The 14,642-nt window shown below is 38.0% G+C and carries 16 protein-coding genes and 1 riboswitch; of the genes, 7 read left to right on the forward strand and 9 right to left on the reverse strand.

Annotated features, from left to right (window positions below; translation table 11 throughout):
• Window positions 1–2: 2 nt before the first annotated feature.
• From RGU12_RS11260 to cyoE, 8 genes are all read right to left on the reverse strand, one after another.
• Window positions 3–635, reverse strand: coding sequence for an SCO family protein (locus RGU12_RS11260; RefSeq protein WP_309536177.1), 633 nt, complete (start codon window positions 633–635; stop codon window positions 3–5).
• 93 nt (window positions 636–728) lie between these two features.
• A complete protein-coding gene (locus RGU12_RS11265) occupies window positions 729–2,420 on the reverse strand; it encodes a cbb3-type cytochrome c oxidase subunit I (RefSeq protein WP_309536178.1) in 1,692 nt (563 codons plus the stop codon).
• Between the two features lie 14 nt (window positions 2,421–2,434).
• On the reverse strand, window positions 2,435–2,902 hold the full coding sequence (locus RGU12_RS11270) for a cytochrome c oxidase subunit II (protein WP_116354698.1): 468 nt from the start codon (window positions 2,900–2,902) through the stop codon (window positions 2,435–2,437).
• Between the two features lie 11 nt (window positions 2,903–2,913).
• Window positions 2,914–3,063 (reverse strand): cytochrome c oxidase subunit 2A, encoded by a 150-nt coding sequence (locus RGU12_RS11275; RefSeq protein WP_309536179.1) that lies wholly within the window; start codon window positions 3,061–3,063, stop codon window positions 2,914–2,916.
• Between the two features lie 295 nt (window positions 3,064–3,358).
• Entirely contained in the window at window positions 3,359–3,964 is a 606-nt protein-coding gene (locus tag RGU12_RS11280) for an SAM-dependent methyltransferase (protein WP_309536180.1), read from the reverse strand.
• A 30-nt stretch (window positions 3,965–3,994) separates the two neighbouring features.
• Window positions 3,995–4,879 (reverse strand): RNA polymerase sigma-70 factor, encoded by an 885-nt coding sequence (locus tag RGU12_RS11285; RefSeq protein ID WP_309536181.1) that lies wholly within the window; start codon window positions 4,877–4,879, stop codon window positions 3,995–3,997.
• Window positions 4,880–4,895: 16 nt separating this feature from the next.
• Complete coding sequence (locus RGU12_RS11290) at window positions 4,896–6,143, reverse strand: phytoene desaturase family protein (RefSeq protein ID WP_309536182.1); 1,248 nt, start codon at window positions 6,141–6,143, stop codon at window positions 4,896–4,898.
• A 488-nt stretch (window positions 6,144–6,631) separates the two neighbouring features.
• Window positions 6,632–7,534, reverse strand: a complete 903-nt coding sequence (cyoE, locus tag RGU12_RS11295; RefSeq protein WP_309536183.1) for a heme o synthase — start codon at window positions 7,532–7,534, stop codon at window positions 6,632–6,634.
• Window positions 7,535–7,673: 139 nt separating this feature from the next.
• Between cyoE and RGU12_RS11300 the strand changes: the two genes are divergently transcribed.
• The 3 genes from RGU12_RS11300 to RGU12_RS11310 all read left to right on the forward strand — a co-directional run bounded on the left by RGU12_RS11300 (window position 7,674) and on the right by RGU12_RS11310 (window position 8,762).
• On the forward strand, window positions 7,674–7,775 hold the full coding sequence (locus RGU12_RS11300) for a GntT/GntP/DsdX family permease (RefSeq protein ID WP_309536184.1): 102 nt from the start codon (window positions 7,674–7,676) through the stop codon (window positions 7,773–7,775).
• Window positions 7,776–8,040: 265 nt separating this feature from the next.
• Window positions 8,041–8,487, forward strand: a complete 447-nt coding sequence (locus RGU12_RS11305) for a hypothetical protein (RefSeq protein ID WP_309536185.1) — start codon at window positions 8,041–8,043, stop codon at window positions 8,485–8,487.
• Window positions 8,475–8,762 carry a YxcD family protein gene (locus RGU12_RS11310; protein ID WP_309536186.1) on the forward strand — a complete coding sequence of 96 codons (288 nt, stop codon included), beginning with the start codon at window positions 8,475–8,477 and terminating at the stop codon, window positions 8,760–8,762. Before RGU12_RS11305 ends, RGU12_RS11310 begins: the two co-directional genes overlap by 13 nt.
• A gap of 152 nt (window positions 8,763–8,914) precedes the next feature.
• Here RGU12_RS11310 and RGU12_RS11315 read toward each other — a convergent pair whose 3' ends face one another.
• Window positions 8,915–10,105, reverse strand: a complete 1,191-nt coding sequence (locus RGU12_RS11315; RefSeq protein ID WP_309536187.1) for a sensor domain-containing diguanylate cyclase — start codon at window positions 10,103–10,105, stop codon at window positions 8,915–8,917.
• 342 nt (window positions 10,106–10,447) lie between these two features.
• Window positions 10,448–10,532, reverse strand: a riboswitch (cyclic di-GMP riboswitch).
• A gap of 280 nt (window positions 10,533–10,812) precedes the next feature.
• Here RGU12_RS11315 and RGU12_RS11320 point away from each other — a divergent pair.
• Genes RGU12_RS11320 through RGU12_RS11335 form a run of 4 tightly spaced genes read left to right on the forward strand, consistent with a single transcriptional unit; the run spans window position 10,813 to window position 14,593 of the window.
• Window positions 10,813–11,922: an ABC transporter ATP-binding protein gene (locus RGU12_RS11320; RefSeq protein WP_309536188.1), complete on the forward strand. Its 1,110-nt coding sequence runs from the start codon at window positions 10,813–10,815 to the stop codon at window positions 11,920–11,922.
• Complete coding sequence (locus RGU12_RS11325; RefSeq protein ID WP_309536189.1) at window positions 11,912–12,730, forward strand: ABC transporter permease; 819 nt, start codon at window positions 11,912–11,914, stop codon at window positions 12,728–12,730. Before RGU12_RS11320 ends, RGU12_RS11325 begins: the two co-directional genes overlap by 11 nt.
• Window positions 12,720–13,523, forward strand: coding sequence for an ABC transporter permease (locus tag RGU12_RS11330; RefSeq protein WP_309536190.1), 804 nt, complete (start codon window positions 12,720–12,722; stop codon window positions 13,521–13,523). The genes RGU12_RS11325 and RGU12_RS11330 overlap by 11 nt, the downstream gene beginning before the upstream one ends.
• On the forward strand, window positions 13,520–14,593 hold the full coding sequence (locus RGU12_RS11335) for an ABC transporter substrate-binding protein (protein ID WP_309536191.1): 1,074 nt from the start codon (window positions 13,520–13,522) through the stop codon (window positions 14,591–14,593). Before RGU12_RS11330 ends, RGU12_RS11335 begins: the two co-directional genes overlap by 4 nt.
• Window positions 14,594–14,642 lie beyond the last annotated feature (49 nt).

Genomic DNA, 14,642 nt, shown 5'->3' on the forward strand with positions numbered 1-14,642 from the left:
GCTTATTCCCCCTTTTCAGTTTCTAGGATGCTAATGACTTTGGCAGCCGCTTCATCGATTTCTCGATAATTCATGACATCAATCAATGAACCATTTCCGTCAACTAAATAAAAGGCTGAGTTATGTGCAAAGTTTCCTCTTCCATCTGGAATGACAATGACACCAAATTCATCAAGAAGGGTTTGTAATTCAGTTTCGTCTGAAATCCTTGCCATTCTCCATGTTTCTCCGTCTGATCCAAAATAGGTTCGATATTTACTCAAGGTTGCCGGATCATCTCTAGTTGGATCAAAGCTTATGCTTAAAAACACGATCTCTTTTCCAAGGTATTCTTGCGGGATTTGCTCATAAACTTGTGCCATATTCAATTCCAATTGTGGACAAACCGTTGTACAGGATGTATATAAAAATGTGATAAAGACAATTTTATCTTGAAACTCAGAAATAGGATATGTTCGTCCCTCGCTATCTTCAAATGTTACATCTGGGAATGTGGGTTTTTCCTCTATTAACTGATTAACTCTTGCTGTTTCTGCAGTAAATGCCTGAAATCCATCTGTTCCAGTATAGAATAATACACATCCAAATAATAATATGAAAATACAAGCAAATGTCTTCCGATTTTTTTTGATCACGAAGATCACATCCTATTTCTATTTTTCCTTTAATTATAGAAAGAGATAGCCGTTGTTTTCGCTATCTCTTTCTATTTTGGCGTTACCTCAGGTTTACCAAGTCTTAAATGGTGGTGATCCTGGAGGTGCATTTACAATCATATCGGTAAGTGGTAATACATATGCCATTGCGATGACGAGAATCATTAGCACTACCCATAATCCCCAACGTTCTGTCCAAACTGGAGTTTTTGAAGCATTTTCTTCTACTTCAGCGATTGGGAATTCTGTTACACCTTTTGGTGCAAAGAACATCATGTTAAATGCTGCATATACCTGGATGATTACTGCGACTAATAATAATGTTGCTCCGATACCTACAACCATCATAAATGGTTCCCAGCCTGCAGCTTGCGCACTACCAAAGTAGTCTGAGAAAGATGTTCTACGTGGTGAACCGAGTAATCCAACTGTATGCATTGAGCCTGACATTAAAACCATACCAATTGTCCAAATGATGGTTTGAACAACACCTAATTTATTCATTCCTTTTGTCATTACACGACCTGAAATATGTGGGATTAACCAGTAACTAATTCCAAAGAAAGTCATTACGACAGACATACCCAGTGTTAAGTGGAAGTGCCCTACTACCCACATTGTGTTGTGAACGACTTGGTCAAGTTGGTTTGTACTTTGAACAATACCACCTGCTCCTGCTGGGATAAAGGCAGCCATTGCGATAAATGGTGCTAGGAAACGAACATCTCCCCATGGTAGCTTTTTAAACCAACCGAGTGCTCCTTTTCCGCCTTTTGCTCTTCCGGTACGTTCAAATACCGCAAACATTGCCCATGCTGTCATTAATGATGGGAAACCAATTGCTAAACTCATAAATACGTGAAGGAATTTAACTGCTGGTAGAATTCCTGGGTCAATGATTTGGTGGTGGAATCCACCGGTAATGTTCATGATAACTAATGCGATAACAACTACACGAGTGAGTGTGTCACTCCAACGTTTTCCGCCAATAATTTTCGGTACGATTACATACCATGCTGATACTGCTGTTAAATACCAGATGTTAACTGCTGTGTGTCCGAAAGCCCAGAATAATGTCCGAGATACCATTACGTTAATTGTGTCTACCCATCCAAGTGACCAAGGTAGAATCAAGAATAATACTTCAACTGCGACAAATGCTGTTGCGCCGACTAATAGAATGAATACACCTGTTGCAAAGAAAGAAAGGATTGGTAAATGTTGACCTTTATGATTCTTTCTCCAGTTTGCTACTTGCATAAATGCTCCAGCTGCTAAGATCCAAATACCAACTACCACTAATGCTAACCCGATATAGAATACAGGGTGTGCAGCCATTGGTGGATAGAATGTGTACATAACAGACGCTTCATTCATTAAGACTGGTATAACTACTAGTACGATACCAAAGATCTTTGTCCAGAAACCAACCCATGCCATTTTTCTCACTTTAGGTAGTAATCCACCTAACTCATGTGATAGACCAGCGTAGAAGTAACCGATTGTAAAGAATGCAGACATTACCACTACTAATAATAACCCGTGTGCTGTTAGTACTTGATAATAGTTTAGCCAGCTTGGCAATTCTAGAAGACCTGCACGGTTTAAACCTTGTACTAATCCTAAAAGTCCACCTAATAATAATGCGATAAATGCTACTGATAAATAGGATTTTGAGATTTTTGCGTCCTGTGGATTTACACCTAAAACCTTGTTTGCCTTTTCTTTAAAGGTCAAATCTGAGTTATTTAATATAGTTGCCAATGGTCTCCCCTCCTTTATTTCACTGTAATTGTAGTAGCCATTAATTGGTGACCTGCACCACAATACTCGTTACATAGAACTAAATACTCACCAGGTTCATCAAACGTTTGCGTGATTTTCTGAATTTGTCCTGGCATTACCATTGCATTTAAGTTTGTACCTGCGACTTCGAATCCGTGTACAACATCTTTAGATGTCATCGTAAAGTGAACCTTTGAACCTGCTGGTACTTCAATGTTTCCTGGATTAAATGCGAATACTTCTAATGTCATCACTACTTCATATTCGTTTTCACCAATTTGATATACACCTGGTTTATCAAATGGTGCTGTTTCGTCAACTTTCTGAGGATCGATTGTTTCCATATGACTTGGCGGTCCCATTTCTAATGCAAAGGTTTGGTAGCCAGTGATAAGCATGAATGCCATGATCATACCGAAACTGATTGTAAGCCATATTTTTTCATCAAGATGCATTTTCATTTTTACCCCTCCTAAAATCTAGACATGAATAGGCCGAATAGTACTATATACGTAAAAAGAATGACTGCTCCAACAACACTGACTGAAATCCAAGTTCCTACTAAACGACCATGGTATCCCCCGTCTGCCTTTTTGTTTTGGTTAACTTTTGAAGCTCCCATCCAACTCAACCTCCTTATGTTCTTCTTACTTACATCATAATTAGGAACCATTCTCAATGTTGTGAACTGAATCACACATAAAGTGTATTTTTTGATACACCCATTATAAAAAGGACCAGAAAATTGGCTTTTTCCCGTCCTTTAAAACCCTCTACAAAAGCACCAAAACGGCTCCATCATTGGATTTTAGGTACTTTTTCTATTGTTTATCTTTCGTTCAAAGTCAAAAATGACAAATTGGTGAACATACAGATTTTTACATAAAAAAAGACAGCTTCCATTCAATAGAAGCTGCCTATCCTAGTTGATAAACCATAAATCTCTCATATGTGTTTTTTTCAAATAACTCTGGAATGATAATCTCTTTCTTTAGCTGAAATGGAGTATTATTCTCTAAAAAATAGGTGTAATCTGTAGATCCATAATAAAGAATAACCTCCATTTCACGCGGATTCTTCTCATAGGAACGAAGAATATTTGCAATCGTATGCTTAAAAACCTGAATGGAAAATGGATTAAAAAAGTAAAAACGATTATCCAGTGGATGGATTTCATAATCCTGTGCGGCACAATGGTGAATTTCAATTTCCTCTTTGCGGATACCTGGTCTTTTTGCATAACGATCTCGATTTTGAACTGCCTCTTGGTATAAGCTTTTGTCAATCTCAACTCCAACAACTGTTGCCGCAAAAAGATGATGAATATAAAAAAGGAGCCGTCCCTTTCCGCAACCAAAATCAACTACCCGATCCGTTTCTTTTAATTGATAGTGCTCAAACAAAGCAGCCAGCCCTTCATACGGTGTAGGCTCATAGCGATAATAATGCACAGATGTACTAAATCCCTTTTGTCCTCCACTTGTTTTCACATGTAAAAGTGCATCGAAATACTTATCTTCCATGGGTAGTCTCCTTACAATGATGTTCGCTAATTAAAATTGATATCCACTTATGGCATATGTTAGCTTTTCAGGATTCCGAACTGAAAAGATTTGTGTAATTTGATTATTTTCTATTTCAAAGCATACCACATTTTCTGGTTTGTGGTTTCTATTGATCAGTATGCCCGTCTGACCATTAACGTTGACTAATTTAATCTCCAATTGAGCATCCTGCCCAAATTTTCGAATGAGCCCTAAAATAAAGTGAGCGACTCGTTCTTTCGTTTTGATAGGTACTACCGCAGCCTTGACCTTACCTCCGCCATCTGAATAGATGACGGTGTCATTTGCGAGCATGTTAAGCAAGTCCTCCATATTTCCTGTTGTAGCAGCGAATAGAAAAGATTGAACCAATTGCTGCAATTTCTCCTGATTCACATGTAAATTGTTTACCTCATCCTTATAATCTAGTTTTTTCTTTGCCCTGCTTATGATTTTTCTACAGTTCGCTACCTCTTTTTCAATAATAGAAGCAATATCATCATATTCATATCCAAATGCCTCTCTCAAAACAAATACCGCTCGTTCAACCGGGCTGAGTTGTTCCATTAAAGATAGAAGCGCGTATGAAAGATTGTCTTGCAATAAAACTGCATGCATCGGATCCACATCATGGATGATAAGTGGTTCAGGAAGCCACGGTCCTATATATACCTCTCTTCGCTTTCGGGCTGATTTCAAATAATCAATGGATCGATTGGTCACCATTTTACAAAGATAGGCTTTTGTATTTTCGATTTTGTAATGATCAGACCTCTCAAAGTCTAGCAAAACATCGTGGATAATATCCTCAGACTCTGTTATCGTGCCTGTCATTCGGTAGGCAATCGAAAACAAGAGAGGCTTATGTTCCTGATAAAACTGTTCATCCAACATTTGAGCAAACCACCTTTTATCGTGTGTTTTCAAGGATTAATTGAGCAGCCTTCCTAGCACTTTGAAACGAAGCATCAACAAGCATTCCATCTCCTACCCAGTCTCCCGCAATATAAAACCCAGGTATCTGTTTAACTTTTGGCGACGGTCTTTTGCTTTGATTAGCTAAAACTAAACCATTTGAAACGGTCATTCTAGGAAGATACCGTTTATAGACAACATACTCTTTCCAGCCCGGCTGGATTTTTTCCACAAAATCCTCCAGTTCTCTTTCTGAATTCTCATTAGCGTTTGTATATTTTATAACATGAACAACATGGTAGTCTCGTTCACTTAATTTCGCTATTCTGGAATGATTTGAAAAATAAAACGGGTCCTCTAAGCTCAAAACAAAGTCCATTTGGGGGTTAGGCAATCTTGATAAAACAAGGTCTAAACAGGCTACATATACTGGATGGTATTCTTTTATTATTTCTGGAGTGCTTTCATGTTCTGAAAACATTTTAGCTGTTTCATGAGGACTTGAAGTTGATAGTACATGGTGGGCAGTAATCGTTTCGTCGTTTGTATGCACGGTGAATTGTGGAAAAGAGCCATTCACCTTTTTAACTTGTTTGCTCGTTTGAAAACGGACTCCTACCTGGGTTGCCATTTTTTCCAAAGCATTTATCATACTTTGCCAACCGTAATGTAGGTAAATCGCGTTTCCCAATTGGAGCTGTTTTAAGGCTGCACCCGCACTTATAAGTTCTGGGTCATTCGAATACGTCGACAAACGGGATAGCATTAAAATGAGTTGCCTGACCACTTCATTCTTCATGTTATGCTGCAACCACTGGTGTAATGGTATGTTTACAATTTTATTAGTATCTATTTTCTTATATTTAATGAAAAAAGAAAACAGCTCTTTCTTAGCTTTCCAATTTAATAATGGGCTTGTTAAGAGGCTAATAGCTGTGGCTGGAAGTTCAAAAATTTCATCTTTATGAAGGATCTTTCCTTTCGTTGGAACGATGCCTCCATCTATTTCAATGCCTAGTTCATTTAGGACTTCTATTGATTTCCCTTTCGAATACAACGCATGTGGACCAAGGTTTATATATGAATCCAGTTTATTCGTTGTTCGCCCTCTCCCACCAAGTGTTTTTGATTTTTCTAAGACTAGCACAGACTTTCCAGCCCGCGCCAAGTAGATGGAAGCAGTCAGCCCTGCAATCCCACCACCAATAATGACACAATCCCATGTTTTTTCTTCAATTTGCATAATATCCACTCCCACTGTTCGATTTATAATCATGACGATTAGTCGTCAGGTTTTGTGACATCAGAATTTAATTTTCGAGTGTTTTGGTTTTTGGGATGGGATGGACTTTTCTGGTGATTATTCGCTTGGTTAGTTTTAGGTACCAGGAGAATCTACGGTCAATTGGAGGTTGGTGGTACTCTAGACCGCTTGGAGGTTTGTGTTTTCCTTTTATTAGTAGGTTGGGGATAATCTGGGACACTTTGAGGGTTCACTCTTTCCTCTTATTAGGAGATTGATAGCACTCTAGGGCACTTTGAGAGTTCTCGATTTCCTTCAATTAGGAGGTTCGCAGCACTCTGGAACAGCTTGAGGGTTCATTCTTCCTTATATTAGAAGGTCAAGGTGCTCTACACCGATTTCTACTGTAGCATCACTTTCGACTCTCAACGGCTGTTTTGAAAACGAAAAACCCCGCCACATCATTAATGCAGCGAGGTTCAATGAATTCACCCAAAATACTTTGGCAATGTAACAATCACCATTAATAGGAAGATAATAAAAATATAGTTCACGGAATAAAGGAAATTCCAGCGAGCCCATTTTATATCGTCTTTAACTGAAAAACCTTTAATACTCAAGATGATCCAACCGATATTAAGCAATGTCGCAAGGATGACAAAAACCTTTCCAAGTTCGCCTAAAAAGAATGGAAGTGGAAACAGACAGATAACCCAGAAAAGAAAATGTCTCTTCGTTACCTCGAAACCACGAACGACTGGGAGCATCGCAACGTTCGCAGCCTTATATTCATCATACTTTCTTATCGCAATTGCATACGTATGCGGCATTTGAAACACAAATAAGATCAAAAAGAGCACAATTGGGACAGTATGATCAATCGGTGCAACAGCAGCCCATCCCATTAATGGAGAAACGGCGCCTGATACACTCCCAATCACAGTATTTATCGTAAATCTGCGCTTGGACCACATTGTGTACAATACGACATACGTGAACCAGCCCACAAACGTAAAAAAGAAGGCTTCATAGGTGGTGAAAAATAGTGAAACGAATCCTAATACTGTACAAATAATGCCTAAAGACAATACAAACTTCATTGAAAAATGGCCTGTTACAGTTGGTCGTTTTTTCGTCCTGTCCATGACTGTGTCGATGTCAACATCATACCAATTGTTTATGATTAGAGCTCCCGCCATAACAAGTGTACTTCCAACCATTGTATATAGAAACAATCCTAAATTTTCCTGAAATGATGCACCCGAAAAATAAATCGCTAACCAAAATCCTGAAAACACAGGTAGAACATTCGCCAGTAAAACTCCTGCCTTAAAAAGAGATTTAAGATCAGCTATAAGGGATGTTTTTTGTAACTGTACTTCTGTTTTCATTAGATATCCTCTTTCCTGCCTTCTATTACTACAAATATACTATACCATTTTTATCGCCCTTAGGATAAGAAAACCATCTTTTACCTGCGTCTATAGTGAAAATGGCCTGAAAAGGGATTTTTCACCGCAACAGATAAAGGTGTTGTATCCGCGATTACAGCTGCTGGTAGTTAATGACGCATCATTCTGGTTATTTAAAGAATATTTCGGTCTAAGCATTAAAGATACTTTTAAAACATAGGTCTACTATTGTTCACAACCTCCATTGTAGGTTTCTGTGTTGTCTAGATCCTTGATATATTTATGTAAAGACGTCAAACCCTAACAAAATTATTAGGGTTTTGTATTTATTTACCAGCATCATTTTTATAGATAAAATGAAACCTTCCTCCTTTTTCATCGTATATAAGGTAGAAAACTGAGGAAGGTGAATTACAAGAGAATTTCATGATATTAGGTTATAATAGTAAAAATATAAATACTAACTTATGGAGGTACACATTTATATGAAAAAGGTTTTAGCAGCTATGGTAGCACTTACTCTGATTCTATCGCCACTTGGAAACTTTGTCTTCCAAGACCAAACAACAACTGTTGAGGCAAAAGGCTATAAGTCAGGTAAAAGAGGTTTTAATAATAATATTGGAAACACAAACAAATCCAACTTCCAACAGCAACAAAAGAAAAAGGCAGATAATAATGTTACAAACAAGTCTACTACTACAAATCCTAAAGGTGGATTCATGTCTGGTGGATTAATGAAAGGCCTTATGCTTGGTGGACTTGCAGGGTTCCTATTTGGTGGTCTTCTAGGTGGAATGGGAATACTTGGCTCATTTTTAGGATTAATGATTAACGTAATAGCGATTTATGTACTAATCGTTATCATTCGAAAAATCTTCGTGATGATCAGAGATCGTAAGAAAAATGAGGCAGACCCATGGAGACGTTAATTCTTTCCGAACAAGAAATTATTAATGCGATTTGTGTTTATATAGGCTTGAAAAAGCAAGTAAAACCAGAAGAAGTCGAAGTAGAGCTTATGTATGATGATGACTACGGGTTCTCCGCTGAAGCATATGTCAACGACCGTAAACAGGTCCTCATTATGGCAAACCTAATCGAAGCGATTCGTTTATGGCTTGGAGAATTTATGAATCGAGACCCATATGCAGGAATTAAGCTTGTATTAGACGATGAAGAAGGCATCATTGCCCATATTAACTAAGAAATGCGCTAATCGTGTCCGCCTGTCGGTGACAAGCACAAGACGAGCGCTGACAGAATGTGCTTTATGCCTTCCTCCAGAGCGTTGGCTTGTGACCTTGAACATGTTGGACAAGAATACTGTAAAAAGCTCATCCAAATGGATGAGCTTTTTTAATTCGCCAAAACTATGCGATTCTTTCCACTTTCTTTTGCAGCGTACAGTGCTTGATCTGCCGCTTTTTTCAACGCATCAACAGTCGTTCCGTTATACGGATAGACACCGACGCCAGTACTAATTGAAACGGTGATTTTTTCATCATCAACGATAAGTGGGTGTTCCGTGTAGTACTCTTTTAACTTAAAGTAAATATCCTTCACACCCAAATCGATGTGGGTTTTAATGAGTATCATGAACTCATCCCCCGCATATCGATAGCCTTCCATGTTATCATCGCAAAGCGTTTTTATGCCGTCTGCAAGGATCTTTAAATATAAATCACCAGCATCATGGCCGAAGCGGTCATTTACTTTCTTTAAATCATCAGAGTCGATCATCATAACTGTAATTTCGCCATCATCATTTCGAATTAATTGTGCTAAATCCTCATGGAAAGCACGATGGTTTTTTAATCCAGTTAATTCGTCTGTACGGGACATTGTATAAATTTTTCCATATAATCGAGCAGTTTCAATCGAGTTGATAACCTGTGCACCGATCATTTGCAAAAGATCCTCGTGCTCCTTCCGATAGGCGAAATCCCTATAGCTTTGCGCCGAAATGACACCTTTTACTTGATCATCCATCACAACTGGTACGAAAAGACAAGATCTTGTGTCTTGCTCCCCTTCCCCCATTTTCGTATCATACTCAATGTTTTGATTTCGATGTTTGAGGTGAACGATTTCTCGTGTTTTAATAACCTTTGATGTGTAATTTTCACCAAACTCTACGGTGCTAGGTGGAGCAGGCTCACCATTATCCATAATAAAAATCATTTGAATATGCGCATCACCTGGATTATGCAAGGCAATGTAAAACGAATCCGTTGGCATAACACGTGAAACCATCTCATAGGATTTCTGAAGAAGAACGCTTTCATTTAGGGTTTTGCTGCAAATTTGGGCAAATTCATGAAGGATACGGTAATGCTTGTTCATCCAATGCATATTTTCCATTTGTTCGTTCATTTGTTGGAGTTGGGTTAAAAGGGTGTTAGTAATCTCTTGTTCTTCTTGTTCCTGACCAATTTCGTCAAAAAAGCTACGAGTCTCGTCAGAAATCAGATTCTTTTCGGAACCAACCTTGTCGATTAATTCGCTTAGTTTTCTTAGTACGTTCAGATTCTGGATGGTTTTCTTCATGCATAATCACTTCCAAAATTTTTTAAAGGATGTTCAAAAGATCGGTTAAAAATGTCACATCGAGTGAGGAACTTCAACTAAATGCCAACATCCTGTGGAAGCATGCTGACTTGTTTCTGGAGTTCCTCACGTATACTACATACGCTGGTAAAGCTTCACCGTCTTAAAATGTCGTCACATAGGAAGAGGCAATTTTGTAGACGCGCGGTCCTTTTCCCGTCTTTTTGAACATGCTAATTTATCCAAAAATCTAGTAAAATAGTAGCAACAACTTACTTAATGGTATAAAAAAAAAGACTAATCACATACCGATTAATCTTCGCTCTTACGATACGAGTTTTACTCGGCAACTGGCTGGCATGTCCAACTGGACTTAGCCCCTATAGTTTTGCGTCTTCATCTTTCAATGAATTTGCCTTTCCTTTATACAATTATCTTTAAAGAAAGATTATTTTAAATTGTACTATAATTATATTTCTATTTTCACATTTGGTCAATGGAATTGACATCACCTTTTTCTAAAAATGTTAATTTATTCCTACGACTAATTTACTAGTTGCTTTTTTCGGTCAATATACTATCTTGTAATTTATACTTTTACACCTTGACTTTATGAATGTTATTGAATTTTTTGCCGATTCGTGTATAATTATGCCGGATTACACAAAAACTATCATTTTATTTTATATAGAAAGAAGGGGGTTGCTATGAACAGTATACCTATTATCCAGTTTAAAAATGTGACGAAACAATATGACAATGACCCACCTGTCCTTAACAATGTCAGCTTTGAAATTGAAAGAGGAAAGTTTTATACCCTTCTTGGTCCATCTGGATGTGGAAAAACAACGATATTGCGTTTGATTGCAGGATTTATCGAACCCTCAGATGGAGAGGTTTATTTTAATGGTAAAAAAGTAAACACCACACCTGCCAATAAGCGTCAGGTTAATACAGTGTTTCAGGATTACGCGTTATTTCCACATCTTAATGTATATGAGAATGTTGCCTTTGGCTTACGAATAAAAAAAATGAAGCAATCGGAAATCGATAAAAAAGTGAAAGAAGCCCTAAGCTTCGTTAACCTTACTGGCTATGAAAATCGTGAAATTAGAGAAATGTCTGGTGGTCAAAGACAACGTGTGGCAATTGCTCGAGCAATCGTGAATGAGCCAGAGATTATTTTATTGGATGAGCCATTATCAGCACTCGATTTAAAGCTTCGTACGGAAATGCAATATGAGCTTCGTGACCTTCAAAAGCGCCTTGGTATTACCTTTATCTTTGTCACACATGACCAAGAGGAAGCACTTGCTATGTCTGATGAGATTTTTGTATTGAATAAAGGAAACATACAACAAAGTGGCACCCCTATCGATATATATGACGAACCAATCAATCGCTTTGTCGCTGATTTTATCGGAGAATCGAATATCGTAAAAGGAAAAATGCATCGTGACTTTTTAGTTGAATTTGTTGGAAAGACATTTGACTGTGTTGACCAAGGTTTTTCAGACAATGAGCCCGTTGAAATTGTTATCCGCCCTGAAGATTTAGAAATTACCTCTGTTGAAAAAGGAAAACTTCAGGTTGTTGTAGATTCTCAGCTTTTTAGAGGGGTTCACTATGAAATTTGCGGCTTTGACCAAGATGGAAATGAATGGTTGGTACACTCTACAAAGAAAGCTAAGGTTGGCGATGAAATCGGACTTTATTTTGATCCTGAGGCAATTCATGTCATGAGGATTGGTGAAACAGAGGAAGAATATGATCGTCGCTTAGATGCATATGTGGACGGGGAAAGCCATGGAAAATAAGCTTACTCGCAATTTATATTTTATCCCTTATGCACTATGGATTCTTGTATTTGTTATTGCACCAATTACGCTTGTACTCTATTATTCATTTTTTGATATAGAAGGAAATCTATCTTTAGTAAATTATAAAACGTTTTTCACACCCATTTATCTAAAAATGACACTTAGCTCATTTTGGTATGCCTTTTTAATTACAGCTGTCTCATTATTGGTCGCATACCCAACAGCCTATTTAATCACAAGAACGAAGCATAAACACCTTTGGTTGCTACTCATCATTGCTCCATCGTGGATCAATCTTCTATTAAAAGCATATGCTTTTATTGGAATTTTTGGAGCCTACGGAACTGCCAATGCCATTCTTGAAGTGTTAGGTATCGGCTCTAGGCAGTTATTATTTACTGATTTCAGCTTTGTGTTTGTATCTGTTTATATTTTTATTCCATTTATGATTTTACCCATCTTTAACTCATTAAATGAGTTAAATCCAAGTCTATTGGATGCTGCTAGAGACCTTGGGGCTTCTAAATGGACAACGTTTCGTCGTGTCATTTTTCCACTAACGATTCAAGGAGTAAAATCAGGCTGCCAGGTTGTATTCATTCCTGCCCTATCATTATTCATGCTTACACGATTAATCGCAGGAAACAAAGTAATTACACTTGGTACTGCTATTGAACAACAGTTTCTTGTCACACAGGATTGGGGCATGGGTTCGACCATCGCTGTCTTCCTCATTATTTTCATGGTATTAATTATGGTGGCGACTGGAAACCGCAAGAAACGAGGTGCTAAAAATGAGAGATAAACTGACCATTTCTTCAAAAGTATATCTATTTATTATTTTCTTCATTTTATATGCACCGATTTTTTATTTAGTCTATTACTCCTTCAATAGTGGTGGCACGATGAACAATTTCGAGGATTTTACCTTGGATTGGTATAAGGAGCTATTTGGAGATACACGATTACTCATCATTGTGTTAAATACATTTGTAATAGCCTTACTTTCAGCCCTCTTCTCAACGATTATCGGGGTGTTTGGGGCAATTGGGATTCACTCTGTGAGAAAAAGACAAGCTCAAAATACGTTATTATCTTTAAATAACGTTTTAATTGTAAGTCCAGACGTTATCATTGGTGCGTCATTCCTGATTTTATTAACAATGGCTGGAATTAAATTAGGCTTTTATTCTGTGTTACTTTCACATATTGCCTTCAGTATTCCAATTGTCGTTTTAATGGTCTTGCCAAAATTAAAGGAAATGAGCCCAAGTTTGATCGACGCAGCAAAGGACCTTGGGGCGAGCCAGTGGCAGGTCCTAACAAAGGTTATTATCCCTTATATCACACCAGGGATTTTCGCTGGATTTTTCATGGCACTAACCTACTCCTTTGATGATTTCGCCGTTACCTTTTTCGTGACAGGAAATGGTTTCTCAACGCTTTCCGTTGAAATCTACTCCCTTGCACGACGCGGAATCTCATTGAATATTAATGCATTGTCAACTCTATTATTTATCTTTACAATGCTGCTTGCTGTCGGCTATTACTTTATTGCACAACGTGGGAATACACGTGGATTGGGGGTTCGAAAATGACGAAACTCATCCGAGCTTTCTTAGCAATCGTGCTTGTCTCAGCTGGTCTACTTTATCTGATCCACTATTTAAATTCGTCTCAAGGTCTCGCAGGTGGGAACACATTGACGATTTATAACTGGGGAGACTATATCGACGAAGAATTAATTGACCGCTTCGAAGAGGAAACTGGAATCAAGGTCATTTACGAAACCTTCGACTCCAATGAAGCGATGATGACAAAAATCGAACAGGGTGGGACAACGTACGATATCGCCGTTCCATCTGAATATATGATTGATAAAATGCGCCAAGAGGACTTGCTCATCCCTCTTGACCATTCAAAGCTTCCAAATTTAAAAAACATTGATGAGCGTTTCTTGGATCTTCCTTTTGATCCAGGCAATAAATACTCTGTTCCGTATTTCTGGGGAACTGTTGGAATCGTGTTTAATCCAACAATGCTGGACGGAAAAGAATTTACAAGCTGGAATGACCTCTGGGATCCTTCCTTAAAGAATGAAATTATCTTGGTCGACGGGGCACGTGAAATCATGGGAATGGGGCTTAACTCCCTCGGTTATTCACTAAATGATAAGAATCTTGATCACTTAACTGAAGCAAAAGAAAAACTCATCACACTTACACCTAATGTAAAAGCCATCGTTGGTGATGAAGGAAAAGTCCTCATCCAAAATGAAGAAGCGGCAATTGGGATTGTATGGTCTGGTGATGCTGCTGATATTATGTGGGAAAATGAAGATATCGACTATGTGGTGCCAAGTGAAGGCTCTAACCTATGGTTTGATAATATGGTGATTCCAAAGACCGCGAAAAATATTGAGGGTGCCCACCAATTTATTAATTTCATGTTGGATGCGGAAGTTGCAGCGCAAAACACAGAATATGTGAGCTACTCCACTCCAAACAAAGAGGCACTTCAGTATATGCCTGAAGATATGGTGACTGATGAGCGATTCTACCCATCTCCTGAGCTCACGGAGAGGCTCGAGGTTTATGAAAACCTAGGGAAAAAGAATCTTTCCATCTATAACCAGCTTTTCTTAGAATTCAAAATGGCGCAGAACTAAATAAGATTGTATAGTATTATGTTAAAATAGGATCCTAATGCTTGATATT

Source organism: Ferdinandcohnia sp. QZ13 (assembly GCF_031324165.1).
Taxonomy (GTDB): domain Bacteria; phylum Bacillota; class Bacilli; order Bacillales; family Bacillaceae_L; genus Ferdinandcohnia.

Excerpts from the sequence above, each read along its gene's own strand:
- RGU12_RS11270 (WP_116354698.1), bottom strand. The coding sequence starts at position 2,902 with ATGAAAATGCATCTTGATGAAAAAATATGGCTTACAATCAGTTTCGGT.
- RGU12_RS11275 (WP_309536179.1), bottom strand. The coding sequence starts at position 3,063 with ATGGGAGCTTCAAAAGTTAACCAAAACAAAAAGGCAGACGGGGGATAC.
- RGU12_RS11280 (WP_309536180.1), bottom strand. The coding sequence starts at position 3,964 with ATGGAAGATAAGTATTTCGATGCACTTTTACATGTGAAAACAAGTGGA.
- RGU12_RS11285 (WP_309536181.1), bottom strand. The coding sequence starts at position 4,879 with ATGTTGGATGAACAGTTTTATCAGGAACATAAGCCTCTCTTGTTTTCG.
- RGU12_RS11290 (WP_309536182.1), bottom strand. The coding sequence starts at position 6,143 with ATGCAAATTGAAGAAAAAACATGGGATTGTGTCATTATTGGTGGTGGG.
- cyoE (WP_309536183.1), bottom strand. The coding sequence starts at position 7,534 with ATGAAAACAGAAGTACAGTTACAAAAAACATCCCTTATAGCTGATCTT.
- RGU12_RS11305 (WP_309536185.1), top strand. The coding sequence starts at position 8,041 with ATGAAAAAGGTTTTAGCAGCTATGGTAGCACTTACTCTGATTCTATCG.
- RGU12_RS11310 (WP_309536186.1), top strand. The coding sequence starts at position 8,475 with ATGGAGACGTTAATTCTTTCCGAACAAGAAATTATTAATGCGATTTGT.
- RGU12_RS11315 (WP_309536187.1), bottom strand. The coding sequence starts at position 10,105 with ATGAAGAAAACCATCCAGAATCTGAACGTACTAAGAAAACTAAGCGAA.
- RGU12_RS11320 (WP_309536188.1), top strand. The coding sequence starts at position 10,813 with ATGAACAGTATACCTATTATCCAGTTTAAAAATGTGACGAAACAATAT.
- RGU12_RS11325 (WP_309536189.1), top strand. The coding sequence starts at position 11,912 with ATGGAAAATAAGCTTACTCGCAATTTATATTTTATCCCTTATGCACTA.
- RGU12_RS11330 (WP_309536190.1), top strand. The coding sequence starts at position 12,720 with ATGAGAGATAAACTGACCATTTCTTCAAAAGTATATCTATTTATTATT.
- RGU12_RS11335 (WP_309536191.1), top strand. The coding sequence starts at position 13,520 with ATGACGAAACTCATCCGAGCTTTCTTAGCAATCGTGCTTGTCTCAGCT.